This window comes from Erythrobacter epiphyticus (genome assembly GCF_034653295.1).
Taxonomy (GTDB): domain Bacteria; phylum Pseudomonadota; class Alphaproteobacteria; order Sphingomonadales; family Sphingomonadaceae; genus Erythrobacter.
The window spans coordinates 274,517-299,505 of sequence record NZ_JAYEEU010000009.1 but is presented as its reverse complement, the minus strand read 5'-3'; the positions used below and the strand labels follow the sequence as shown (position 1 = coordinate 299,505).

24 protein-coding genes and 1 tRNA gene are annotated in these 24,989 nt (G+C 63.9%); 8 read left to right on the top strand and 17 right to left on the bottom strand.

The window, feature by feature from the left end; genetic code table 11:
* Positions 1-26: 26 nt before the first annotated feature.
* The 3 genes from SOQ14_RS12350 to recJ form a co-directional block, all read right to left on the bottom strand.
* A complete protein-coding gene (locus SOQ14_RS12350) occupies positions 27-1,265 on the bottom strand; it encodes a sensor histidine kinase (protein ID WP_322898423.1) in 1,239 nt (412 codons plus the stop codon).
* A gap of 96 nt (positions 1,266-1,361) precedes the next feature.
* Positions 1,362-1,436: transfer RNA gene (locus SOQ14_RS12345), tRNA-Glu, on the bottom strand.
* Between the two features lie 91 nt (positions 1,437-1,527).
* Complete coding sequence (gene recJ, locus SOQ14_RS12340; RefSeq protein ID WP_322898421.1) at positions 1,528-3,330, bottom strand: single-stranded-DNA-specific exonuclease RecJ; 1,803 nt, start codon at positions 3,328-3,330, stop codon at positions 1,528-1,530.
* A gap of 85 nt (positions 3,331-3,415) precedes the next feature.
* On the opposite strand from recJ, the gene SOQ14_RS12335 reads away from it, so the two are divergent.
* The 3 genes from SOQ14_RS12335 (at position 3,416) to SOQ14_RS12325 (ending at position 5,351) form a co-directional block, all read left to right on the top strand.
* A complete protein-coding gene (locus tag SOQ14_RS12335; RefSeq protein WP_322898420.1) occupies positions 3,416-3,904 on the top strand; it encodes a flavodoxin family protein in 489 nt (162 codons plus the stop codon).
* Positions 3,905-4,007: 103 nt separating this feature from the next.
* A complete protein-coding gene (locus SOQ14_RS12330) occupies positions 4,008-4,832 on the top strand; it encodes a hypothetical protein (protein ID WP_322898419.1) in 825 nt (274 codons plus the stop codon).
* Positions 4,833-5,351 (top strand): AHH domain-containing protein, encoded by a 519-nt coding sequence (locus SOQ14_RS12325; RefSeq protein WP_322898418.1) that lies wholly within the window; start codon positions 4,833-4,835, stop codon positions 5,349-5,351.
* 4 nt (positions 5,352-5,355) lie between these two features.
* Here the strand turns inward: SOQ14_RS12325 and SOQ14_RS12320 are convergent, their stop codons facing one another.
* The 11 genes from SOQ14_RS12320 to miaA all read right to left on the bottom strand — a co-directional run bounded on the left by SOQ14_RS12320 (position 5,356) and on the right by miaA (position 17,718).
* Entirely contained in the window at positions 5,356-6,360 is a 1,005-nt protein-coding gene (locus SOQ14_RS12320; RefSeq protein WP_322898417.1) for an NAD(P)H-dependent flavin oxidoreductase, read from the bottom strand.
* A 182-nt stretch (positions 6,361-6,542) separates the two neighbouring features.
* Positions 6,543-7,604, bottom strand: coding sequence for an amidohydrolase family protein (locus SOQ14_RS12315; RefSeq protein WP_322898416.1), 1,062 nt, complete (start codon positions 7,602-7,604; stop codon positions 6,543-6,545).
* A 23-nt stretch (positions 7,605-7,627) separates the two neighbouring features.
* Positions 7,628-8,407: a DUF2189 domain-containing protein gene (locus SOQ14_RS12310; protein WP_322898415.1), complete on the bottom strand. Its 780-nt coding sequence runs from the start codon at positions 8,405-8,407 to the stop codon at positions 7,628-7,630.
* Between the two features lie 62 nt (positions 8,408-8,469).
* The gene (gene leuA, locus SOQ14_RS12305) at positions 8,470-10,161 is read right to left on the bottom strand and encodes a 2-isopropylmalate synthase (RefSeq protein WP_322898414.1); all 1,692 of its coding nucleotides are present in this window, start codon (positions 10,159-10,161) and stop codon (positions 8,470-8,472) included.
* Between the two features lie 206 nt (positions 10,162-10,367).
* Complete coding sequence (locus SOQ14_RS12300) at positions 10,368-10,823, bottom strand: hypothetical protein (protein WP_322898413.1); 456 nt, start codon at positions 10,821-10,823, stop codon at positions 10,368-10,370.
* Between the two features lie 213 nt (positions 10,824-11,036).
* Positions 11,037-12,185, bottom strand: a complete 1,149-nt coding sequence (locus SOQ14_RS12295; protein ID WP_322898412.1) for an alpha-hydroxy acid oxidase — start codon at positions 12,183-12,185, stop codon at positions 11,037-11,039.
* A gap of 175 nt (positions 12,186-12,360) precedes the next feature.
* Positions 12,361-13,023 carry a YceI family protein gene (locus SOQ14_RS12290; protein WP_322898411.1) on the bottom strand — a complete coding sequence of 221 codons (663 nt, stop codon included), beginning with the start codon at positions 13,021-13,023 and terminating at the stop codon, positions 12,361-12,363.
* Positions 13,024-13,139: 116 nt separating this feature from the next.
* Positions 13,140-14,159, bottom strand: coding sequence for a ketol-acid reductoisomerase (gene ilvC / locus SOQ14_RS12285; protein WP_322898570.1), 1,020 nt, complete (start codon positions 14,157-14,159; stop codon positions 13,140-13,142).
* Positions 14,160-14,287: 128 nt separating this feature from the next.
* Positions 14,288-14,803 (bottom strand): acetolactate synthase small subunit, encoded by a 516-nt coding sequence (gene ilvN / locus SOQ14_RS12280; protein WP_322898410.1) that lies wholly within the window; start codon positions 14,801-14,803, stop codon positions 14,288-14,290.
* 24 nt (positions 14,804-14,827) lie between these two features.
* Positions 14,828-16,573, bottom strand: a complete 1,746-nt coding sequence (ilvB, locus tag SOQ14_RS12275; protein ID WP_322898569.1) for a biosynthetic-type acetolactate synthase large subunit — start codon at positions 16,571-16,573, stop codon at positions 14,828-14,830.
* 173 nt (positions 16,574-16,746) lie between these two features.
* A complete protein-coding gene (gene miaA, locus SOQ14_RS12270) occupies positions 16,747-17,718 on the bottom strand; it encodes a tRNA (adenosine(37)-N6)-dimethylallyltransferase MiaA (protein ID WP_322898409.1) in 972 nt (323 codons plus the stop codon).
* On the opposite strand from miaA, the gene serB reads away from it, so the two are divergent.
* From serB to SOQ14_RS12255, 3 genes are all read left to right on the top strand, one after another.
* On the top strand, positions 17,711-18,589 hold the full coding sequence (gene serB / locus SOQ14_RS12265) for a phosphoserine phosphatase SerB (protein WP_416232760.1): 879 nt from the start codon (positions 17,711-17,713) through the stop codon (positions 18,587-18,589). The genes miaA and serB overlap by 8 nt on opposite strands.
* A 119-nt stretch (positions 18,590-18,708) precedes the next feature.
* Positions 18,709-19,521, top strand: coding sequence for a Coq4 family protein (locus SOQ14_RS12260; protein ID WP_322898407.1), 813 nt, complete (start codon positions 18,709-18,711; stop codon positions 19,519-19,521).
* Positions 19,522-19,544: 23 nt separating this feature from the next.
* On the top strand, positions 19,545-20,336 hold the full coding sequence (locus SOQ14_RS12255; RefSeq protein WP_322898406.1) for a Coq4 family protein: 792 nt from the start codon (positions 19,545-19,547) through the stop codon (positions 20,334-20,336).
* 13 nt (positions 20,337-20,349) lie between these two features.
* Here the strand turns inward: SOQ14_RS12255 and purL are convergent, their stop codons facing one another.
* From purL to SOQ14_RS12240, 3 genes are read right to left on the bottom strand one after another with little or no spacing between them, the layout of a single operon-like run.
* Entirely contained in the window at positions 20,350-22,584 is a 2,235-nt protein-coding gene (gene purL / locus SOQ14_RS12250; protein WP_322898405.1) for a phosphoribosylformylglycinamidine synthase subunit PurL, read from the bottom strand.
* 30 nt (positions 22,585-22,614) lie between these two features.
* Complete coding sequence (locus SOQ14_RS12245) at positions 22,615-23,289, bottom strand: hypothetical protein (RefSeq protein WP_322898404.1); 675 nt, start codon at positions 23,287-23,289, stop codon at positions 22,615-22,617.
* Positions 23,290-23,297: 8 nt separating this feature from the next.
* The gene (locus SOQ14_RS12240) at positions 23,298-23,702 is read right to left on the bottom strand and encodes a DUF2177 family protein (protein ID WP_322898403.1); all 405 of its coding nucleotides are present in this window, start codon (positions 23,700-23,702) and stop codon (positions 23,298-23,300) included.
* A gap of 89 nt (positions 23,703-23,791) precedes the next feature.
* On the opposite strand from SOQ14_RS12240, the gene SOQ14_RS12235 reads away from it, so the two are divergent.
* Together SOQ14_RS12235 and SOQ14_RS12230 are read left to right on the top strand one after the other, a co-directional pair.
* On the top strand, positions 23,792-24,061 hold the full coding sequence (locus SOQ14_RS12235; protein ID WP_322898402.1) for an exodeoxyribonuclease VII small subunit: 270 nt from the start codon (positions 23,792-23,794) through the stop codon (positions 24,059-24,061).
* Positions 24,062-24,066: 5 nt separating this feature from the next.
* Entirely contained in the window at positions 24,067-24,978 is a 912-nt protein-coding gene (locus tag SOQ14_RS12230) for a polyprenyl synthetase family protein (RefSeq protein ID WP_322898401.1), read from the top strand.
* The last annotated feature ends 11 nt before the right edge of the window (positions 24,979-24,989 follow it).

The following is a 24,989-nucleotide window of genomic DNA, read 5'->3' as shown; positions in this document are numbered from 1 at the left end:
CGCGATGGTCGAGAAATAAGACATGGCTATGACAATGGCTCGCTTTGCCGCGAAGAGGCACCCCGCGGGCTGCGATCAGGGTCGGCAATCGGGAGGCGCATGATCACCCGCGTGCCTTCACCAAGCGTGCTGGTGATATCAAGCCGACCGCGATGGCGCTCGATGATATGCTTGACGATAGCGAGGCCAAGCCCCGTCCCGCCCGACGCGCGGCTCCGCCCCGGATCGGTGCGATAAAATCGCCGGGTGAGGTGGGGGAGCTGATCGGGGGCAATGCCTTCGCCCTGATCGGCCACTGTCACACGCGCTTCGTTTTCCCGAGCGAGATCAAGCGTTACCTCGACCAGCGTGCCGGGATGGCCATACTTGAAGGCATTGTCGACGAGATTGCGCACCACCTGTTCAAGCTGGGCGACATCGCCGCGCACTTGCGGTTCGGTGGCGATGACAAGGCGCAGCCGATCAGCATTGACCGAACCCGCCGCATCATGCGCTGCCCGATCCACCAGCGGGGCGAGCGCGATCAGATCGCGCGGCAGATCGTGCTTTTCTGCCTCAACCCGCGACAGGCTCATCAAATCGCTGATCAGGCTTTGCAACCGCTTGGCCTCGCGTTCAATAATGCCGAGGAATTTTTGCGCAGTGGGCGAATCGAGATCTTCGCCGCCTTCTTGCAGCGTTTCGACATAGCCGAGAATCGCCGCCAGCGGGGTGCGCAGCTCGTGGCTGGCATTGGCGACAAAATCAGTGTGGGCACGGCTGATATCCGCCTCGGCGGTCTGGTTGATCAGTTCAAGCACCGCGATGCGATCATCAATCGCCTGCCGGTTGATCTGCCAGATGTCCTGCCGCCGGGCCAGCCCGCGCACGATCGCTGAGCCACTGCGTTCCTGCGCCAGCAGCGAGATCGCTTCGGGCTGGCGGAACGCCATGCGGGCGTCCTGCCCGATCATATGCGGACCCATCATCTGGCGCGCGGCGCGGTTGGCGATGGTGATCGTGTTGCGATCGGTGACCATCACCGGAGTTGAGGAATTCTCGATCAACTGGCTGATCGATTCGAGGCTGAGCTTTTGTTTGACCTTGGTCTTGGGCGGTTCGGGCGGGCGCCCGGCGGCAACCATCAATGTGCCGACCCACAGCACCAGCACCGCCAGCGCGATCGCCCAATCAAGCTGGAGCACCAGCAGGGCCAAGCAAGTGATGATGGCGAGGATAACCCCTGTCGCCGGAAAGTTCTGGCCCGTGCCCATGCCACGGCTCATACAGCCAAGCGCCCCGGCGGGGAAGCGCAAGCTGATGGGCAATGATGAGGGATTGTGGCGCAAACCGGGGGGGGCAAATTGCCACCACTGGAGAAGTGGTGACCCCTACGGGAATCGAACCCGTGTTTCAGCCGTGAAAGGGCCGCGTCCTAACCGCTAGACGAAGGGGCCACGCTCGGTTGCGAGAGCGCGCCAATAGGGGGGTGCGCCGAGCCGGTCAACCCCCGACTTGCGGCAAAATTCACAAAATTGCGCGGCGCGCTCAATCGGCGAAGGCAGCGTCTTCAAGGTGCAGCTCGGCGGCGGGGCGGCTGCCCCAGTCATCGAGCTTCACCCGCCCGGCGAGGTGAAAGCGGCGGCCCTGATGGCGATGCAGCAAAGTCTGGCCGAGTTCGCTCGAGGCGGCGCGAAAGGCGACGGCCTTGAACGAACGGCCATCATGGTCGCTGGCGATCAGACGCAGGTGATCCTTGCCGACAATATCCGCTTTCACGATCCGCACCGGGCCGATGGCGACGCGCGGGGCGGGCCAGCCAACCCCGTAAGGCCCGGCAGCTTCGAGCGTGGTCACCAGCTCGGGGGTCAGTCCGCCGGGCGCGAGCGAGAGATCAAGCTGCACTGCCTGCGCCATGCGCGCGCGTTCGACATCGCGGGCAAGCCGATCATGCAGGAATTCGGTGAAGGCGGAGAGCTGGCCAGCATCAATCGTCAGGCCCGCGGCCATGGCATGCCCGCCGCCCGCCACCAGCAGCCCGGCTTCGCGCGCGGCTATGATCGCCGCGCCCAGATCAACCCCGCTGATCGAACGGCCCGAACCCTTGCCAATGCCTTCCGCCTCATCGAGCGCAATGACGATGGCGGGCAGTCCGGCCTTTTCCTTGATCCGCCCGGCGACAATCCCGATCACCCCGGGGTGCCAGCCATGCCCGGCCAGCACCGGCACTGCGCAATTGCCGAGCCGTTCGAGCTGGGCTTCGGCCTCGGCCTGGACTTCGGCCTCGATGGCGCGGCGTTCCTCGTTGAGCTGCGAAAGCTGCGCGGCGATTTCGCGCGCCTCTTCGGGATCGCGGGTGGTGAGCAGGCGCACCCCCAACGTCGATTCGCCGATCCGTCCGCCGGCATTGATGCGCGGACCGAGCGCAAAGCCGAGGTCACTGGCCTGCGGCGCGCGGGCGAGGCGGCTTGCATCCATCAGCGCCGCCATGCCGATCCGCTCGCGCTTGGCCAGCACCTTGAGCCCCTGCGCCACGAAAGCGCGGTTGAGCCCGTGGAGCGCGGCGACATCGGCCACCGTGCCCAGCGCCACCAGATCAAGCAAGCCGATCAGATCGGGTTCGGGCCTGGTTTCGTGGAAAAAACCTTTGCCTCGCAGGTTCCTGACCAGCGCAATCGCCAGCAGGAACGCCACCCCGACCGCCGCAAGATGCCCGTGGCTCGCCGCCAGATCGCTTTCATCAAGCCGGTTGGGATTGACCAGCGCGGCTGTCGGAGGCAGCTCGGCGGAGCATTTGTGATGATCGACCACGATCACATCGACACGCGCGGCGCGTGCCATCGTCAGCGCTTCGAACGCCATTGCCCCGCAATCAACCGTGACAATCAGTTGCGAGCCTTGCTCGGCGAGCCGCACCAGCGCCTCGCCGCTCGGGCCATAGCCTTCGAGCAGACGATCAGGGATGTAATAGCCCGCCTCATGGCCGAGCATCCGCAAGGTCTCGACGAGCAGGGCTGCGCTGGTCGCGCCATCGACATCATAATCGCCGTAGATGGTGATCTGCTCGCCCTTGGCGATCGCCTGCGCAATGCGCTCGGCGGCGAGGTCCATGTCACGAAAAGCGGAAGGATCGGGCAGGAATGCGCGCAAGGTCGGGCGGGCATGGCGCGCCAGATCATCAGCGGCGACGCCGCGGGTCAGCAACAGCTGATCGAGAATCGCGTGTTCGAGCGCATGCGGATCAGCCTCGTCCAGCGCCATATTGCCGCCGCGCCAGCGCCACGCCTTGCCGGTGATCGACTGCGAGACGCCCAAAACGTGGGCGAGAGGAGGGTGCGCGTGGGTGGCCATGGCGGCGACCCTAGCGCATGCAGGCCCGAGCGCACAGGGCGCAGCGATTGACAATCGACAGGCCGCGCGCGCAGGCTTGGCCATCATGGCAAGCCCGCCGCATCTCCTGATTGTCTGGCACAGCCGCACCGGCGCGAGCGCGGCGATGGCGCGGGCCGCCTGTGCCGGCGCAGGAGAAGGCACACGGCTGTTGCGGGCGGACGAGGCGGGCGCTGATGATCTGCTGGCGGCGAGCGCCTATCTTTTTGTCTGTCCCGAAAACCTCGCCACGATGAGCGGGCTGATGAAAGAGTTCTTTGATCGCACCTATTATGATGTCCTCGGGCGGATCGAAGGGCGCGCCTATGCCAGCATCATCGCCGCGGGGTCTGATGGCGAGGGCGCACAGCGCCAGCTTGACAGGATTGTCACAGGCTGGCGGCTGCGCCGCGTGGCCGAGCCGATGATTGTCAACTTCGCCGCGCAGACCCCGGCCGCGATTGCCGCGCCCAAGCAGGTGTCTGAAGCGGTGCGCCAGAGCTGCCATGATCTCGGCGAATCGCTGGGCGAAGGGGTGCGGATGGGCCTGTTCTGAAAACGCCTCCGTTGCGGAGCAGCTTGACCCTTCAGGGACTCGACGATCGCGCGCTTTCGCGCCAGAACCAGCCATGTATCCGTGCAGGGCCTGCGGGGGGGCAATGGAATCACAAGCCGGGGGGCAAGCCAATGCCCCTGCCGTTTATCTGCTGTTTGAAGCGGGCCAGCGTCCTTCCGCCGCCGCGATCCATGCCTTTGTCGAGGCTTGGGACACGGTCTTGATCAGCCACGATCCGGCGGAGCCTTCTTCACCTGATAACAACCTCACTGATCCAGCTTTTCTCGATAAACAGAGAGAGGCCGCGGGCGCAGGATTGGCCGAGCGGTGGATCGAACTCTGGTATGAAGGGCTCACCTTCGATCTGTCAGGGCTGACACCCGGCCCTGCCTGCGCCCTGCCACCGATTGCGCACGCCTTTGATTGGCGCGATGGCCTGCCTCTGGATCGCTTCGAAGCGATCCGGCTCGGCGCTTCGCCGCATCTGCGCGGTGGGGAGCGCGCGCAGCCAGTGCTGCGAGCGATGATCCGCCTCGCACGCGATATGACCCTGTCTTTCGGCAGCCTCGCCGCGCTGGTCTGGCCCCCTTCGGCAAGCCTGATCGGGCGGCGGTTCTTCGAATCGACGGCGAGCGCGTGGCTCGATGGCGGCCCCTTTCCGGCGCTCGGGCTGACTGCGTTTGATGAGACGGCGGATGGCGGGTTGCAGACCGCCGGGCTTGCCTTGTGGACAGGGCAGGAACTGCACATCGCACCGGACCTCGCGCACGACAAGGTGGCCGCCACGCGGCTTGGTGTGCGTCTGGTCAATCATCTGGTGATGCTTGGCGGGATTGCCCGGGATGAACGGGTGACCGCCCTGGATGGCACGCGGCTTGTCATGGTGCCGTCTGCGGGCGGAAGATTGGTGCGGGTGCAGCGCGAATAGATGCTCCATCAGGGTCGCGCCGCTTTCCGACAGATTGTTCCTTTCCGCTCCATCAACCGCCGGGGCGCCCCCGGTTTCGATCCCGGCTTGCAGCGCCACCATCTCCTGCCGCGGCAAGTGATGCAGTGCGATTGCTTTGCCGCGATGTTCGCCATGATCGGCCCGCAGCGGTTGCGGTTCGATGATTTCCGCAGCAACGGCCTGTTGCTGCCCGCGACGGATCAGGCCTCGGTCCGCACCGGGATGCCGCTGCATCGCGGTCCGCACCCGCGTTACAACGAAGTGGTGATCGCGCGGGTCGGGCGGATCGAGCAGCAATGGGCGCGCGTTCGCCGCTATGATCCAGACAGCGCGCTGCGCACCGCCTTGTGGCAATTGGGGCTGTTGCAGGATGCGCTGCGCCGCGGCCTGTTGAGCGAGCGGCGCAGGCTCGTGCTCCATGCGCGCGATCCGCTGGGAACCGGGTTCGACTTTGCCGAACTCGATTCCATGGCGGAACAGCTATGGACGGTGGATTAGCAGCCTATTCCGCCGCCTCGGCAAGCGCGCTCCACGCGGAGTAGCCCGAATTGGCGAGCAGGGCCGCCTTGGCGGCGTGATATTCGCGCTCCATCCGCGCGACCAGATCCTCGACCGTGCCGACTTCCTTGATCGCACCAACGCCTTGGCCCGAACCCCAGATGTCCTTCCATGCCTTGGCCTTGGTGTTGCCGCCGCTGCCGAAATTCATCTTTGAGGGATCGCTTTCAGGCAGATTGTCAGGATCGAGCCCCGCCGCCTCGATCGAGGACCGCAGGTAATTGCCGTGCACCCCGGTGAAGAGGTTGGTGTAGACGATCCCTTCGGACGAGCCTTCGACGATGCCTTGCTTGTAGGCTTCGGTGGCATTGGCCTCCTTGGTGGCGATGAAGGCGCTGCCGGCATAGGCGAAATCAGCGCGCAAGGCCTGCGCGGCAAGGATCGAGGCGCCGTGCGCAATCGAGCCCGACAGCGCGACGAGACCGTCAAACCACTCACGGATTTCCTGCATCAGCGCGAAGGGCGAGAGCGCGCCAGCATGGCCGCCGGCCCCGGCGGCAACGGGGATCAGCCCGGTTGCGCCCTTTTCGATCGCCTTCATCGCAAAGCGATTGTTGATCACATCATGCATCGTGATCCCGCCCCAGTTTTTCACCGCCTGATAGACTTCCTCGCGCGCGCCGAGCGAGGTGATGACCATCGGCACCTGCCACTTCTCGCAAGTCGCCATATCGGCATCGATGCGATCATTGGTCTTGTGGACGATCTGGTTGACCGCAAAAGGCGCAGCCGGCCGATCGGGGTTCGCGCGGTTGTGCGCGGCCAGTTCTTCGGTGATCTGGTGAAGCCATTCATCGAGCTGCGATTGCGGCCGCGCGTTCAGGGCCGGGAAGCTGCCGATGATCCCCGCCTTGCACTGCGCAATCACCAGCTCCGGGCCGGAGACGATGAACAGCGGCGATCCGATCAGCGGCAGGCGCAGGCGATCGAACGGGGCGGGCAGGGGCATCGGTTTCTCCTCAAAACGTAACGGGCTTAACGGGCATCTCTAGCGCCCGTTCCCGCCGTGCCAAGCGTGATTTTGCGAGCGGGCATCGCGCGCTTCGCCGTTCGTGGCGATGGTAGCCGAGAGGCCTTGTGCAAGTGTCTCGACTACGCTCGACACGAACGGGGTTTATGGCCGTCCTCGGCTTAACCGAGCAAATCCTCAAGCCCGTAGAAGCGCGCGGCATTGCCCGCATAAAGCGCGGCTTTTTCGTCCGCGCTGGCCGAACGGGTGAGATGTTTGAAGGCGTTCCACAGCACCGCGTAATCCGCGCCCCAGTAATCGACCGGGTAATTGCTTTCGAACATGGCGCGCTGCGGGCCGAAGGCCTCGATGCAGGTTTCGATGTAGGGCCGCCACAGCGCCGCGAGGTGTTCGGAAGTATGCCCGGCCGCCGGGCCTTCTTCGGGCAGCGCGCAGAAGGCCATCGCCAGCCCGCCCAGTTTCACCACCACGTTTTGGCAGGCGGCGAGTTCGTGGATGTTATGGCGCCACGTGTCGAAGCGTTCGTGCAGCTTGCCCTTGTAGGACGCGATCCCCAGCGGGGTGCCGCAGTGATCAAGGCAGATCGGCTGATCGGGAAAGGCACGCGCCAGATCGATCACATCGGGTAGCTGCGGTTCCAGCAACCAGGCATCGAAGGTCATCCCGCGCTTGCCCAGTTCGGCAAAGCCTTCGCGGAACTTCGGATCACGATAGCGTCCCTCGGGCGCGTGGAACGGCGGGCCAAGAACCGTGGCATCGGCATCCCAAGCCGCAGCGTGGCGGATGCCCTTGAACCGGCGGGGTGCGGCGGCCTGCAAGGCATCCAGCACTTCGCCTGCCGCGCTGCCCAGCGTCAGATCGGCATGGCCGATGATCCCGGCGCAATAGCGCGAGGGCCCATACAAGCCGCTGGCCGATTGCGCGGCGACGCCATTGACATATTCGACCTCGCCCACCGGTTTGAGCGCTTCACCATAGGCGCTGTTGTAGAACGCCCCACATTCCATGAAGACCGTGCCGATGATGTTGTGGCCCGATGTCAGGTGTGCGTGGAGCTGATCGAAGGTATAAAGTGTATTGTCAGCAACTGCCGCGATGAACGGATGATGCGGCTCGGGGAACATCCCCAGCATCGGGCGCAGATCCCACAGGTGGTGATGCGGATCGATGATCGGTAGATCGGGTTCGAGGATCGGCTCGTTGTGGCGATTGGCAGGGGTCACGTCTCTCTCCCGATGGGGTTTTGTCAGATCACAGTGCGGCGATAGAGATGCCAGGTGGCATGGCCGAGCACCGGCAGCACGATGGCAAGGCCGAGGAAAGCGGGCAGCATCGCGACAAACAGCAGCGCCGCGATCACCGCAGCCCACACCAGCATCATCGCCAGATTGCCGCGCATCACCTTGAAGCTGGCAATGATTGCGGTGAGGAAATCGACCTTGCGATCCACCAGCATGGGCAGGCTGATCACCGTCATCGCATAGAAGGCGAGGGCCATCAGGCCGCCGACCGCGCTCCCGACGGTCAGCATCGCCAACCCTGCGGGGGTAAGCAGCGCGGCGAGGCTTTCGCCGCCGACGCCGCTTTCGGCCATGAAGATCGCAAAGATCGCGTGGGCGACAATCATCCAGAATGAAAAGGCGACGAACACGATCACCCCCATCGAAAGGATCTGATCATCGCCATGCCCTTTGAGCGCGCCGAGCACGCCGCGCCAACTCAGCGCCTCGCCCGCCTCGCGGCGGCGGCTCGCTTCGTAAAGGCCCACAGCGACGAAAGGCGCGACCAGCGGGAAGCCCGCAATCGCCGGGATCAGCCACGCCCATTCGCCCCCGGCGAGCGCGACATAGCCAATGGCAAGCCCGGTCAGCACATAGACCCCGCCGAAGAACAGCCCGTATTGCGGCATCGCACAGAAATCGCGCCAGCCTGCCCCCAGCACGGCTACAAGATCGCGCAGCGCCAGATCATCACGCACCCGCGCAGGCAGCGGGGGCGCAGTGGGCGGCGCCTCGATTGTGCTCATGCGCGACCTCCTCCCGTCGATAAGCGGGCCAGAGATTGCGCGCGATGCGTGCAATTGGCAAGTCAGCTTGCAGCGGTCCGGGCGACGGCGGCATTGGCCGCAGACAGCACCGCGCGAACGCTGGCGGTGGCGATATCTTCGTCAATGCCGCAGCCCCAGAGCGTGCGGCCATCAGGAGTGCGGCATTCGAGATAGGCTGCTGCGCGCGCATCCGTGCCTGCGCCGAGTGCGTGTTCGGTGTAATCGACCACCTCAAGCTCGACCCCGAAGGCTTCGCGCAAGGTGCCCATCACGCTGGAGATGAGGCCATTACCGCGGCCTGAAACGCTTTGTTCCGCGCCTTCGACCGCAATGGTCCCGGCAAAGATGCGCGTGCCATCGGCCGCGCGGCTTTCCTCGTAGCGGACCAGCTGGAAATGCTTGGGATGAATCTTGACGTGGTAGGCCTTGCGGAAGGCGTCCCAGATATCGGCAGCGTTGAGCTCGCGGCCCAACGCGTCGGCCATCGCCTGCACATGCTTCGAGAAGTCGGCCTGCATCTTCTTGGGCAGCTTGAGGCCTTGATCCTTCTCCAGCACCCAGGCGAAACCGCCCTTGCCGGACTGGGAGTTGACCCGGATCACCGCTTCATAATTGCGTCCGAGATCGGCCGGATCGATGGGCAGATAGGGCACACGCCAGCTTTCGTCATTCTGCGTCTCGCGCGCTTCAAAGCCCTTCTTGATCGCGTCCTGATGGCTGCCGGAGAAGGCGGTGTAAACCAGCTCGCCGCCATAGGGGTGGCGCTGGTGGACGGGGATCGCGTTGCAATATTCTACCGTCTCGATCACCCGATCAATGTCGGAGAAATCCAGTTTTGGATCAACGCCCTGTGTGTAGAGATTAAGAGCCATTGTCACAAGGCAGCAATTGCCGGTGCGCTCACCATTCCCGAACAGGCAGCCTTCAACCCGGTCGGCCCCGGCCATCAGCCCGAGTTCCGCCGCCGCAACGCCGGTGCCGCGATCATTATGGGTGTGGAGCGAAATCACCGCGCTCTCGCGGCCCGGCAGGTGACGGGCGAAATATTCGATCTGATCAGCGTAGATATTGGGGGTCGCCGCCTCGACCGTGGCGGGCAGGTTGAGGATGATCGGGTGTTCGGGCGTGGGGGCAAGCACCTTCATCACTGCCGCGCAGACCTCGATTGAGAAATCGAGTTCGGCGGTGGAGAAGGTTTCGGGCGAATACTGGAAATGCCAGTTGGTGCCGGGATATCTCGCCGCTTCATCGCGCATCACCTTGGCGCCTGCCACGGCGATGGCCTTCACCTCATCCTTCGACATGCGGAACACGATGTCGCGCCATGCCGGGCTGACCGCGTTGTAGAGGTGAATGATCGCCGCGTGCGCGCCTTCGAGGCTGGCGAAGGAGGTGCGGATCAGATCCTCACGGCTCTGGGTGAGCACCTGCACCGTCACATCATCAGGAATCGCGCCTGATTTGACGAGACCGGAGATGAAATCGAACTCGGTCGCGCCCGCGCTGGGAAAGCCGATCTCAATTTCCTTGAGACCGATTTCAACCAGCAGATCAAAAAAGCGGCGCTTCTTCACCGCGTCCATCGGATCGATGATCGACTGGTTGCCATCGCGCAAATCGGTCGAAAGCCAGCGCGGGGCCTTTTCGATCAGTTTCGAGGGCCACTGGCGATCCGGCAGATTGATCTGGCCGAAGGCACGATATTTGCGGGCAGGGTCTTTGAGCATGGTCATGGGGAAAGGCTTTTCGCGGAAATCGGACTGTCAGGTGGCGGCGGGTCCCTTGGGCGATGCGCCGCGCCGGATCATCCGCGCACGCGCTGTCACGCCCAAGGGCGTGTAAGTCGAAGCAGCGTAAGTCCGTTCCGCGTCATGGCGGGTCTCATTGCCGATTATTGCGCGCCTGGCAAGCCGGGAATGGCTTTGGTTGCGCGCACGCCTTACCCGCAGCGCGCATCGCGGATGATGTTCTGGGCATCCAGCATCAGCGACAGGCGCGGATTGGTGGGATCGGGGTTGATGAACCCGCCGCTGCCAAAAGCGACAAAGCGCAGGTTATCGCTGCGCCCCAGCGTCTTGACGATTTCGAGCCGGGTCGGCTCGTCCGCCAGCTTACCAATAAACGGCCCCATGCGGTTTGCACCGCAGTTCGCGGCGGCAGGATCGGTCGCGGTGCCGGGCATGAAGGGACCGGGCGCCGCGCCGGGCAAGGGCTGCGCAATGCGCGGCGCCACGGTCGCCGCCGGGGCCGGGGTGGGCGTCGGCGTGTTGGCATTGATCCGTGCGGCAAAGGCATCGGCTTCATCCGCCGAATCGACGGGCGCAGGCTCGCTGCTGCACGCGGCGAGCACCAGCGTGGCGAAGAGAGTAAGCGGGAGATGCGCGATTCGATGCATGATTGGCCCCTTGAACTGTCGCTGTTTTCCCAACGCGCCAAATCTTGCAGGCTTATGACATTCCTGGTCGCCCTATCGCTTCGCTGCTTGAGGGCGGTGCTTGCTGCCCTATCGCTTCGCTGCTTGAGGGCGGTGCTTGCTGCCCTATCGCTTGGCTGCTTAAGGGCGGGGCTTGCTGCCCTATCGCTTCGCTGCTCAAGCGCGCGGCAAAGTCTACCTGTAGCGCAGCCGATCACGCGTCAACTGATCCACCCGCGTTACACCCATCAGCCGCATTCCGCGTTCGATCTCGTCCTTGAGGATGCCGAGCGCGCGCTCGACCCCATCCTGCCCGGCTGCGGCCAGCGCGTAGAGATAGAGCCGTCCGCCCGAGGCGGCAGTCGCCCCGCTGCACAGGGCTTTGAGCACATGGGTGCCGCGCCGGATGCCGCCATCGCAGATGATCTCGATCTGCCCGCCGACGGCATCGACAATCTCCGGGAGCTGATCAAACGGCGCGCGGCTGCCGTCAAGCTGCCTGCCGCCGTGGTTCGAGATCATGATCGCATCCGCCCCGATTGCGACCGCCCGGCGCGCGTCGGCGACGCTCATCACGCCTTTGAGCACGAAGGTGCCGCCCCAATCCTGCCGGATACGCGCGGCGGTGTCCCAATCCATCGCGGTGTCGAGCATGGTGTTGAAATATTCAGCGATGCTCACCGCCTTGCCGCTGCCCTCGCTGACATGGGTGTCGAGATTGGGGAGGCGGAATTTTTCGCGCAGCACATAATCCAGCGTCCAGCGCGGCCGGGTGGCGTAGCTCCAGATGCTCGCCGGGCTGAAGCGCGGCGGGGTGGTGAAGCCCGAACGCAGGCACCGCTCGCGCTTGCCCGAAACGATCGTATCCACCGTCAGCGCCAAGGCATCGAATTGGGCTGCCTGACAGCGCTGGATCATGCTGGCGTTGAGGCCCTTGTCCTTGTGGACATAGAGCTGGAACAGCTTGGGGCCGGTGGTGAGCGCGGCGATGTCCTCGATCGAACGGGTCGCCAGGCTCGAAATGCCAAACCACAGCCCGAATTTCTCGGCCGCCTTGGCCACGGCCGTTTCCCCCTGCCAATGGAACGCGCGCTGCACGGCAGTGGGCGAGAGCATCAGCGGCAGTGCGGACTTCCGTCCTAGGATCCTGCAGGTGGTGTCGATGGTTTCGACCCCTGCCAGCACATCGGGCACCAGATCCGCGCTCCCGTAGGCTGCGGTGTTGCGCGCCTTGGTCAGCTCGTCATCGGCGGCACCATCAATGTAATCAAAGACGGGGAACGGAAGGCGCGCTTTCGCGAGCGCGCGGAAATCATCAATATTGTGGCAATCGGACAGGCGCATCGCAGCGACACGCCTGCCCGATTGGATATTCTTTGTCGAGTTCGCTTTCGCGAACGCAGACCTCCCGCCCCACCTCCCCGCCCGGCCACCATAGCCTGGTGATATCCTTGTTGGCCGGGCGGGGAGGTGGGGCGGGAGGTCCGTGCCACCGAAGGTGGCCGCCCAAAAGGCGCTATTACTGCTTTTCGAAGGCGACGCTGATGTCGAATTCGACTTCATCGCTGACGAAGGGGATGCCGTAATTCACGCCGAAATCCGACCGCTTGATTTCGGTTTCGGCCTCGAAGCCCACCGTTTCCTTCTTGTTGAAGGGGTTGGCGCCGGCGCCGGTGAATTCAGCGTCGAAGGTCACTTCCTTGGTCACGCCGTTGAGCGTGAGATTGCCGGTGATCGTGGCGGTGGTGTCACCGGTGCGGGCAACCTTGGTCGAAACAAAGCGGGCGGGCGCGGGGGCCGCGCCGAAGAAATCAGGGGCGGCACCGTCCTTGCCCGGGCGCAGCAGGTGTTCGGTGAGGCCCTTGCTCGCGGTGGTCACGCTGTCGACAGGGATTGTCACGTCAACCTTGGCCGCGGCAATGTTCGCCGGATCGAGGACCAGCGTGCCGGCGACATCACCGAAGATGCCGTAATAATCATTGAAACCGAAGTGGTTGACTTCGAACGCGATCAGCGAGTGCGCCGGATCGGCGGCATAGGTGCCTGCCGTTACGCGCGCCGGATCCTGCGCGCCCGGAAGCGCGGGGGCGCCTTGCGCGAACAGTGCCGGGGCAGCGAATAGCGCCCCGCCGGTGGCAAGGATCGTAGCGAAGGCGGCAGCAGCAAAAGTGGTGGGCTTCATCGGGGATTGTCCTTGTGTTGGCTTTTGCCAGTCCAATCCCCGAATTCGCCGGGGGTTCCAAGCCCGCGCGCCACCATTCGGCGCGCGCGCTTGTCGTTCCGTCAGATTCTGGCCGCTCAGTTCTTGGCCTTGTCGACCAGCTTGTTGGCCGCGATCCACGGCATCATGGCGCGCAGACGCTCGCCTGTCTGTTCGATCGGGTGAGCAGCGGCGGCCTTGCGGGCGGCCTTGAGTTCCGGCTGCCCCGCGCGGTTATCGAGCACGAAGTTCTTCACGAAGCGGCCCGACTGGATATCGGCGAGCACGCGCTTCATTTCGGCCTTGGTTTCGGCGGTGATGATGCGCGGGCCGATGGTGATATCGCCGTATTCAGCCGTGTTGCTGATCGAATAGCGCATGTTGGCGATGCCGCCTTCATAGAGCAGATCGACGATCAGCTTGGTTTCGTGGAGGCATTCGAAATAGGCCATTTCGGGAGCGTAACCGGCTTCGACGAGCGTTTCGAATCCGGCCTGGATGAGGTGGGTGATCCCGCCGCACAGCACCGCCTGTTCGCCGAACAGATCGGTTTCGCATTCTTCCTTGAAATTGGTCTCGATGATGCCCGAACGCCCGCCGCCCACCGCGCTGGCATAGGCAAGCGCGACATCATGCGCGCTGCCGGTCGCATCCTGATGCACCGCGATCAGGCAGGGCACGCCGCCGCCGCGCTGGTATTCGCTGCGCACGGTGTGGCCCGGTCCCTTGGGCGCGATCATGATGACGTCGATATCGGCCGGCGGTTCGATCAGGCCGAAATGGATGTTGAGCCCGTGGGCGAAGGCGAGCGCGCTGCCCGGCTTCATGTGGCCTTTGAGATCATTTTCCCAGATCGCGGCCTGGTGTTCATCGGGCGCCAGCACCATGATGAGATCTGCCCATTGCGCGGCCGCCGTGTTCGACATCACGGTAAACCCGGCGGCTTCGGCCTTCCTGGCGGTGGCCGAACCTTCGCGCAGCGCGATGGCGACTTCGGCAACCCCGGAATCGCGCAGGTTCTGGGCATGGGCATGGCCTTGCGAACCATAGCCGAGGATCACGACCTTCTTCGGTGTGATCAGGTTCAAATCGGCATCGGCGTCGTAATAGACTTTCATTTCGTGTTCCTGCCTTGCTGTTGTCACCGCCCCGGCCTTGAGCCGGGGTCCCACTGCCTTGCTGCCGGACAGAAGAAAGCGGGGTCCCGGGTCAAGCCCGGGATGGCGAAGTGAAAATTCCTGAAACTCTAAACCCCTTCGGCCCCGCGCATCATGCCGACAACGCCCGAACGGCCAACCTCGACCAGCCCGAGCCCGCGCATCAGCATCACGAAACTGTCGATCTTCTCCGGCGCGCCGGTGAGTTCGAAGACAAAGCTTGTCGTGGTGGTGTCGACAACATGCGCGCGGAAGATTTCCGCCACGCGCAGCGCTTCCACCCGCTTGTCTCCGGTGCCGGCGACCTTGATCAGCGCCAGTTCGCGTTCGACATGGGGGCCGGCCTCGGTGAGATCGATCACGCGGTGCACCGGCACGAGCCGTTCGAGCTGCGCTTCGATCTGGTCGATCACCTGCGGCGGGCCGTTGGTGACGATAGTGATGCGGCTGACCGCGTGATCCTCGGTGATATCGGCCACCGTCAGGCTGTCGATGTTATAGCCGCGCGCGGTGAACAGGCCGGTGATCTTGGCAAGGATCCCCGGTTCATTATCGACCGTGACAGTGAGAACGTGGCGCTCGGAAGCGGCCTCGGTGATTTTCATGGTGTTTGCTTTCCCGTGCGGCTGTCAGACCAGCGCCTTGGCTTCGTCGTCCATCGTGCCGTCAACCTTGTCGCCGTAAAGCAGCATTTCGGTATGCGCCGCGCCCGAGGGAATCATCGGCAGGCAATTGGCATCCTGCGCGACAAGGCAATCGACCATAACCGGCCCGTCATGTGCGAGCATCGCGGCAATACCGGCATCAAGCTCGCTCTCGTCATGGATGCGGATGCCCTTCCAGCCATAGGCTTCGGCGAGCCGCACGAAATCGGGCAGGCTGTCGGAATAGCTGTTCGAATAGCGGCTTTCATAGGTCAGTTCCTGCCACTGGCGGACCATGCCCATATATTCGTTGTTGAGGATGAACACCTTGACCGGCAGGCGGTATTGCGATGCCGTGCCGAGTTCCTGGATGTTCATCTGGATGCTGGCTTCGCCCGCAATGTCGATCACCAGCGCATCGGGGTGACCAAGCTGCGCGCCGATGGCGGCAGGCAGGCCATAGCCCATCGTGCCAAGCCCGCCCGAGGTCAGCCACTTGTTGGGATCATCAAACCCGAAATACTGCGCCGCCCACATCTGGTGCTGGCCGACTTCGGTGGTTATGATCGGCTTTTGCGCGTGGGTGAGGGCATAGAGCCGCTCGATCGCCTTTTGCGGCATGATCATGTTCGGATGCTTGGCCGAGCGTTCGGGATAGGCGAGGCATTCGCGCGCGCGCCAGCCAGCGATCCGCGCTTTCCATTCGCCCAGATCCTGCGCACGGCGCGTCCCCCATGCGGCGATGAGCTGTTCGAGCACCGTGCCGCAATCGCCGACAATGCCCATGTCGACCGGCACCACCTTGTTGATCGAGGAGCGATCAATATCGATGTGGATCTTCCTGGAATTGGGGGAGAAGGCATCGAGCCGCCCGGTCACCCGGTCATCAAAGCGCGCGCCCACGCAGATCATCACATCGCACTGGTTCATTGCCATATTGGCTTCGTAGGTGCCGTGCATCCCGAGCATCCCCAACCAATCGGGATGGACCGAAGGAAAGGCGCCGAGTCCCATCAAGGTCGAGGTGACCGGCGCGCCGGTGATATCCTGAAACTGGCGCAACAAGGCCGAGGCGTGCGGCCCGGAGTTGATCACCCCGCCGCCGGTGTAGAGGATCGGGCGCCGGGCGCTGGCGATCAGTTCCACTGCCTCAATGATCTGTTCAGCTGGCGCGACCATCTGCGGCGCGTAGCGGTGCGATCCAGCCCGCACCAGCGCGCGGCGTTCCGAGGGCACGGCGATCTGCACATTCTTCGGGATGTCGATCACGACCGGGCCGGGGCGCCCGGTCGTGGCGATGCGGAAGGCTTCCTCGATGGTGGCGGCAAGGTCTGCCGGGTCTTTCACGAGGTAATTATGCTTGGTGCAATGGCGGGTAATGCCGATGGTATCGGCTTCCTGAAAGGCATCGGTGCCGATCAGGCTGGTGGGCACCTGCCCGGTGATGACAACGAGCGGGATCGAATCCATCCATGCATCGGCAATGCCGGTGATGGCATTGGTTGCACCGGGGCCTGAGGTGACCAGCACCACGCCAGGCTTGCCTGTGGCGCGGGCATAGCCTTCCGCCGCGTGGGCCGCGCCCGCTTCGTGGCGGACGAGGATATGGCGGATGCGTTCATCACCGAACAGCTCGTCATAAATCGGGAGCACCGCACCACCCGGATAGCCAAAGACGAATTCCACGCCCTGTTCGATCAGGCACTGCACAAGGATCGCCGCCCCGCTCATGTGGGCTGGGGGTGTCTTGGCGGTTTGCTCCGGCTGGCCGGTCACAGGACTTGCTCCCTTCAGGCAGGACGGACGCGCCCTGCATCAGTGTGCGATAAATGAAGAGGCCCGATGCAGGGGGCATCGGGCCGCTCTCTTGGCGCCCTATGCATCACATTATGCCAAGTCAACCCTTATCTGTGTAATAATGATGCGAATTGATCTTCCATTTGGACATTTTCAGTCTCGTTGAGCGACTCCAGCCGGGGCCAATCTGCCGGGGGTTGCCGCCGGAACCAGGTGAATTGCCGCTTGGCGTAGTTGCGCGTTGCCTGTTGGCCGGTCGCGATCATCTGCGGAAGCGAGATCTCGCCCGCCAGGTAGGAAGCGATTTCAGGCACGCCGATGGCCCGCATGACTGGCAGATCAGGATCAAGCTGGCGGGCGAGCAAGTGTTCGACTTCCTCGATCGCACCGTTTTCAAGCATTGCGGCAAAGCGGGTGTCGCAGCGCTGATAAAGCCATGTGCGATCCGGCAGCAGGATCAGCGGGTGGAGCGTCACCTCTTCGCCAATGCCCCCCGCCTTGGCGAGCTGCCAATCGCCCAGCGTGACGCCGGTGGAGCGCTTCACTTCAAGCGCGCGCGCAATCCGCTGGCGATCACCGGGATTGAGTTCCGCGGCGCGCAGCGGGTCTTCGATCTGGAGCAGGCGGTAGGCCGCATCTTCGGGCAGGGCCCGCACCGCGCTGCGCACCGCCGGATCGATGTCGGGGATGGGGGCAATTCCGTCGAGCAACACGCGCAGGTAAAGCCCCGTGCCGCCGACAAGGATCGGCACGGCGTCTTCGGCGTGGAGCGCGGTGATCTCCTCGCGTGCCCGCGCCGCCCATGCCGCGGCAGAGCACGCCTCTGCCCCATCCCACGCACCGAACAGGCGGTGTTCGATACTGCCCATGTCTTGCGGGGTAGGCCGGGCCGACAGCACCGCCAGATCGGCATAGACCTGAGCGCTATCGGCATTGAGGATCACCGCGCGGCGTCCTTGGCCGGCGAGTGTCTCGGCAAGGCGGATCGCCATTGCGCTCTTGCCGCTGGCCGTCGGCCCTGCGATGAGCGCGACAGGCCTTGCTTGGCGGCCGTCAGTAGGAGTGTTGCGAGTGCTCATAGCGCGGGTGATAGCAGAAGGCGGCCCAAGGGAAACATCCGAGCTTGCGCGCTTGCTCGCCGCGCGCGGCATTGCGCTGGAGGCGGCGATGCCGCTGGCCGCCGCGCCCGAGGTGCTGGAACTGCGCTGTGCGGAGGGAGAGGCGGCTATGCTGCTTGCAGCGCTCGATGATCTCTTCGCCCCGCGCGCCAGCGTGGTGAGCGCGCAGGAGATTGCGGTGCCCCGCGTGTTCGTCTCGGACATGGATTCCACCATGATCGGTCAGGAATGTATCGATGAACTCGCCGATTATGCCGGGATCAAGCCGCAGATCGCCGCCATCACCGAACGCGCGATGCAGGGCGAACTCGATTTCGAAGCCGCGTTGCGGGAGCGGGTGGCCCTGCTCGAAGGGTTGGATGAAGGCACGATTGCGACCTGCCTTGGCGAGCGGATTCGCGCGACGCCGGGGGCGCGGGTGCTGGTACAAACGCTCGCGGCCCGCGGCGCGCGCTGCGTGCTGGTGACGGGCGGGTTTCACCACTTCGCCGATCCGGTTGCCGAGGCGCTCGGCTTCCACCGCGTGGTCGGCAACCGGCTCGATGTTGTCGAAGGCAAGCTGACGGGCGGCTTGCTTGGCGCGATCACCGATGCCGGGGTCAAGGCAGCCGTGCTCGAGGAAGAGGCGGCTGCGGCGGGCGAGGGCACGCACACGCTGGCGACGGGTGACGGTGCCAATGATATCCCGATGATCGAGGCGGCGACTTATGGCTTTGCCTATCGCGCCAAGCCCAAGGCGCGGGCCGCAGCCAATGGCCGGGTCGATGGCGAGGATCTGACCGATGTGCTGCTGCTGCTCGGGATCGGGCGCGATGCGTGGCGCGGCGGATAGCGACGGGGCGGGCGCATCAAGTCTATTTACACCAGTGTCAGTAGTGCTATGAATGCAGCATTGTCCAACCTCTGAGGTTACTGCGCCCGATGCCCGTGCTTGCTCCTGATTACAGCAATATGTTCGCTGCTGATGGCACTGTGCTGCGCCATCCCGATCGGCCTGAGCCGCGTTACCGGCCTCTGCGCGCGGTGCGCAATTTCCAGGCTTTGATGAAGGACAAGGAAGACACCAGCCTCGTCTTCAAGATCTTCGAATCGCTGCCCTCGGGCAGCTTCATGACGCGGGCGCGCGATCTGTGCCTTTCGGAACGCGGCGAAATGCTCCGCAAGACCGAACCGGCCTTGCCCGAAATCCTCGATGATCACGCCGCCTTGCGCCGTACGCCCAAGGGCAGCCTTGCGCATGCCTATTGCGATTTCATGGAAGCCGAAGGGCTGACCGCCGCGGGCTTGGTGGCCGAGGCTGAGCGGCTTGGCCGCGCAAAGTTCCCCGATCTGCTGCAATGGTTCATGGAGCGCTCGCGCGACACGCATGATCTCTTCCATGTGCTGACCGGCTATGGCCGCGATGCACTGGGCGAACAATGCGTGCTGCTGTTCACCCATGGTCAATCGCCGTCTCAAGGGCACTTGCTGATCGGCTATGCGGGCGCAGCCAACATCAAGAAGATGGTCAAGGACAGCAACGCACCGGTGATCGGCGCGGTGCGGGAAGCCCACCGCACCGGCAAGGGTGCGCCCAGCCTGATGGCGCAGCCGATCCGCGAAATCCTTGCCCAGCCGATTGACGACGTGCGCAAGGCCCTGCGCATTCCCCAGCCGCAGCTTTATCTCGAATGCCATTGCATCTGGCGCGAGGAGGGCATTGATCCCTATGATCTGCTGGCCAGCCCGCAGCTTGCCGACGAACAGGAATTGCTGGCGGCATAGGGTTTAAAGGGAGAGGGTAAGCCATGACTTTGCTGGATCGTCCGCTGGTTACCCCCGAACGCAAAACCTCGCGGTTTCGGCCTTTGAAGGCACTGCGCCATTTCCGCAAACTCGTTGCCGACAAGGAAGACACCGAGCAGGTGTTCCACATCATCGAGGCGATGAAGGGCAGGGCAAGCCACAAGCAAGCCTGGAATTTCATTGCCTCGCCCGAAGGCCAGCGGTTCCTGCACGAGGAAACCGATATTCCCGCGATGCTGGATGATCACGCGCGCTGGGCGGATTGCGGGCCGAACAGTGTGGCGGCGCATTATATCGCCTTCATGAAGCGGGAAGGCTTGTCAGCCGCTGGGCTGGTGGCGGAAAGCAACAAGTGGCAGCCGCCGCATGAACGCCCGCAGGATCTGACGCAGTGGTATTTCGATCGCTTGCGCGACACGCATGATCTCTTCCACGTGCTCACCGGTTATGGCCGCGATGCGCTGGGCGAGGCGAGCCTGCTTGCCTTCAGTTACGAGCAGAACCGCAATGCCGGCATCCTCTTCATCGCCTATGCGGGGGCGCGCCAGATCGGCAAGGTCAGCGGCACCCGCGCGCCGCTGTTCGATGCGATCCGCGAAGGGCGTGCGCTGGGCCGCGCCGCGGCGAAGATCGCGCATCAGGATATTGCCGCGCTGATGGCCGAAGATATCGAAGCGGCGCGCGCGCGGCTCACGATCGGCAAGCCGGCGGCCTACCGCCACTGCCTCGCCATCCTCGAAAGCGAGGGGATCCTGCGCGAACAGCTCGCGCTTGGCAGCGCTCAGGCAGCGTGACGGCGGAGGGGAGTTACCCCTCCATCCAGTCCTTGAAATAGCTTTCGTGGGCCGCGCGCAGGTCTGCGAGCGACACGCCGAGCAGGCTGTCGCCGCCCACGGTCCCGATTCGCTGGAGCCCGATCTGCGCGGTTTCCGCATCGCGCGTGCCCTTGGCCATCTGCGCGTTGAGCGCGGCGACATCGGGCACGGTGACAAGATAGCGCCCCTGATCCTCGCCGAACCACCACTGCGCCAGCGTGTATTCGGGATTGGCTGAAACTTCTGCGCCAAGCCCGCTGGCCAGCGCCATTTCCGCCAGCGCCACGGCAAGGCCGCCATCGCTGAGATCATGCACGGCGTTGACGAGGCCGTCGGCGATCAGCTCGCGGATGATCTCGCCGGCATTGCGTTCGATCACCAGATCCGTCGGCGGGGTCCGGCCGCCTTCCAGCCCCTTGATCTCGCGCAGCCAGAGTGACTGGCCAAGGTGCGAGCGGGTCGGATCAGGCCGCGCCCAATGCTCCGGGCCGACAAGATAGATCGCATCACCCGGCTGCTTGAAGCGCATCGTCATCATCTTCGAGACATCATTGATGATGCCGACCCCGCCAATCGCGGGGGTGGGTAGGATAGCGGAGCCGCCGCCGGTGGCCTTGCTCTCGTTGTACAGGCTGACATTGCCGCTTACGATCGGGAAATCGAGGGTGCGGCAGGCATCACCCATGCCTTCGAGCGCATGGACGAGCTGCGCCATGATTTCGGGACGCTGCGGGTTGGCAAAGTTGAGGCAATTGGTCACCGCCAGCGGCCGCGCACCCACGGCGCACAGGTTGCGGAACGCCTCGGCAATGGCCTGCTTGCCGCCTTCATAAGGATCGGCAAAGACATAGCGCGGGGTGCAATCGGTGGTGATCGCCAGCGCCTTGTTCGTGCCATGCACCCGCACCACACCGGCATCGCCGCCGGTCTGGAGCGTGTCGGCACCGACCTGCGAATCATATTGTTCGGCAATCCAGCGGCGCGAGGCGAGATCAGGCGAGGCCATCAGCTTGAGCAGATCAGCGCCCGGATCATCGCACACCGGCAAATGGCCCAGAGGCTTCACGCCCGCCCATGCCATGTATTCCTCACGGCTGAGATAGGGGCGATCATAAAGCGGCGCATCGGCGGCAAGCGGCCCGAGCGGAATATCGCAGACCACGTCGCCATTGAATTCGAGCATCATGTGGCCGGAGTCGGTCACTTCGCCGATCACCGCGAAATCCAGCTCCCACTTGCGGAAGATCGCTTCGGCCATGGCTTCCTTGCCGGGCTTCAGCACCATGAGCATCCGCTCCTGGCTTTCCGAGAGCATCATTTCATAAGGCGTCATGCCCTCTTCGCGGCAGGGCACCTTGTTCATGTCGAGCCGGATACCGGCCTTGCCATTGGTCGCCATTTCGACGCTGGAGGAAGTAAGCCCGGCTGCGCCCATATCCTGAATTGCGACGATCGCATCGGTCGCCATCAGTTCGAGACAGGCCTCGATCAGCAGCTTTTCGGTGAAGGGATCGCCAACCTGCACCGTCGGGCGCTTGGCTTCGGCATCCTCGCCGAAATCCGCGCTCGCCATGGTGGCGCCGTGGATGCCATCGCGCCCGGTCTTGGAGCCGACATAGACAATCGGGTTGCCGACGCCGGTCGCCGCCGAATAGAAAATCCGGTCGGCATCGGCGATGCCGACAGTCATCGCATTGACGAGGATATTGCCATCATAGGCGGGGTGGAAATTGGTCTCGCCCGCCACGGTCGGCACGCCCACGCAATTGCCATAGCCGCCGATACCCGCGACCACGCCCTGCACCAGATGTTTCATCTTGGGATGATCGCGGCGGCCAAAGCGCAGCGCATTGGCATTGGCGATAGGGCGTGCACCCATGGTGAACACATCGCGCAGGATCCCGCCGACGCCCGTCGCCGCGCCCTGATAGGGCTCGATGTAGGAAGGGTGGTTGTGGCTCTCCATCTTGAAGATCGCCGCCTGCCCATCACCAATATCGATCACGCCCGCGTTCTCGCCCGGGCCGCAGATCACCCACGGCGCTTCGGTCGGCAGCTTCTTCAGATGCAGGCGCGAGGATTTGTAAGAGCAATGCTCCGACCACATGACGGAGAAAATGCCCAGCTCGACAAGGTTCGGCTCGCGTCCCAGCGCATGCAAAACGCGCTCGTATTCCTCGGGGGAAAGGCCGTGCTGTTCGACGATTTCGGGGGTGATGGCTGACATGAAAGGCGCTCCTTGCGATGCGCCCTTAGATCACGACGGGGACCACGCCAAGCCGCGGCGCACCTTGATCCCGCGATTTGTGCTGACCCAGACCGCAAGCGCGGTCAGCAACCCGAAGGCAAGCAGCGCTTGCACGAACAGGAACGGCCCGGCTTCGGCTGGATGGGGCGCAAACCAGTTGAATGCCTGCAAGCCCAGCATCACCGCCAGCAGCACAAATGGTGGGCCTGCCGGCCCGCGCGTGCGGCGGAAGTAAAAGGCAAAAGCCCCGCCGATCACCGCCAGTTCGAGCGGGATGGCAAGCCACGGATAATTCCACAGGCCAAGGCCATATTTGGGCGGCTCGCCCCCCAGCGTCAGATCAGGGACATGCACCAGCCAATCAAGCAGCCAGTGCGACAGCACGACCAGTCCGGCCAGCAAGCCGCCAAGCGCATTGCGCTGCCACACTGTCACGATGGTCGCAAAGACCGCCGAAAACACCAGCGTCCCCGCCAGCGAATGGGTGAAAGGCATGTCATAGAGATCAAACGGCACCATCACGCTGGCAGCCGGATCGATCCGCATGTGTTCGACCCCGACCAGCGCCAGGGTGAAGAAGGCCCAGTCGACCAGCTGCGCGGCAACGAACAGTGTCCCCAGCTTGGGACTGCGCGGGCTGAAAGCAGCGGCGATAAACGCGGGAGCGAAGTGACCGATAAACACGTGCAGGCTTATGAAGCGAATTTGAGCGTCACGTAAGTCGCAATCGTGCTGGCCGTCCCGGTGGCAAAGGCGCCCCACAGGATATCCTTCAGGCTGATGTGGGTCGCCCACACCTTGAAGACCGCCTGACTGGTCAGATCGAAGGTCGCATAGCACAGCGCGCCGAGCAGCACGCCGTTGAGCAGGGTTGTCATGACCGATCCGGCCTCGACACCGGGGCGCACGGCAAACCACACCATCCCGGCGAGATAGATGAAGTAGAACGCGAGCGCCGCGCCCCAGTTCACGTCCTTGGCCATGATTTCGCCGATTGTCGGTTGGTAGAGGTTGGGCGCAGCCCAGCGCAGCCACACCGCATCCATCGCGCCAAATGCCACCGCCGCGGTGATATAGGCCACACCCCACTTGATCATGCGAGCAATCCTCTTTTGCCGTGGCTTTGCGCCAATGCTTTCGCGCGCAGCCTTGACCATGCGCATTACCAGCGTCAATGCTGCAAGCCATGGACGAGGGCAAGGCTGCCGCTGCCAGCGGTGATGACATTTCGCAATTGAGTTTCGAGCAGGCGCTGGCCGCGCTCGAGGATATCGTGAAGCAGTTGGAGCGCGGCGATGTGCCGCTTGATCAATCGATCACGCTCTATGAGCGGGGCGAGAAGCTGCGCGCGGCCTGTCAGGCCCGGCTTGATGCGGCGCAGGCCCGGATTGAACGAATCGTGACGGGCGCGGGCGGCGCGGCCACCGGCACCCAGCCTTTTGATGCCGAAGGGTGAGCGTGATGCTGGTTGAAACCGCAGGCGATCTCCTCGCCGAAAGCCTCAAGCAGGTGCAGGCGGAAATTGATTCGGTCTTCGATGCGATGCTGCCGGTGCCGCAGGATGCCAGCGCACGGCTGATCGAAGCGATGCGTTATGCCGCGATTGGTGGCGGCAAGCGGGTGCGCCCGCTGCTGGTGGTGAGCACCGCCGGGCTGTTCGGCGTCAACCGCGATTGCGCCTTGCGCGCAGGTGCCGCCATCGAGGCGATCCATGTCTATTCGCTGATCCACGATGATCTGCCGTGCATGGACAATGATGACATGCGCCATGGCAAGCCGACCTTGCACAAGGTGTTTGACGAGGCGACTGCGGTGCTCGCGGGCGATGCGCTGCATGCGCTGGCCTTCGAAATCCTTGCTGATGTCGAGACGAGTAGCGATCCCTTCACCCGCAGCGAGCTGATCCTGACGCTCGGTCAGGCATCGGGGATGAACGGCATGGCGGGCGGCCAGATGATGGACATGGTCGCCGATGAGGAAGGGATTTCCTACGATCTCCATGCCGTCACCCGGCTCCAGCAGCTCAAGACCGGCGCGCTGCTTGCTGCTGCCGTTGAAATGGGAGCGATCCTCGGCAAGGTCGCGCCGCAAGGGCGCGCGCCGCTGCGGGCCTATGCCCGCGATATCGGCCTTGCCTTCCAGATCGTCGATGATTTGCTGGATGTCGAAGGCGATGCCGACAAGGCTGGAAAGACCCTGCGCAAGGACGCCGAGCAGGGCAAGCAGACCTTCGTGACCCTGATGGGCGCGCCCAAGGCGCGCGAGCAGGCGCGGGCGCTGGTCGATCAGGCGATTGGCCATTTGTCGATCTATGGCGCGGAAGCGGATATCCTGCGCGCGCTGGCCCGCTTCATTGTCGAGCGGGATCGTTAGGCCGGGCGCGC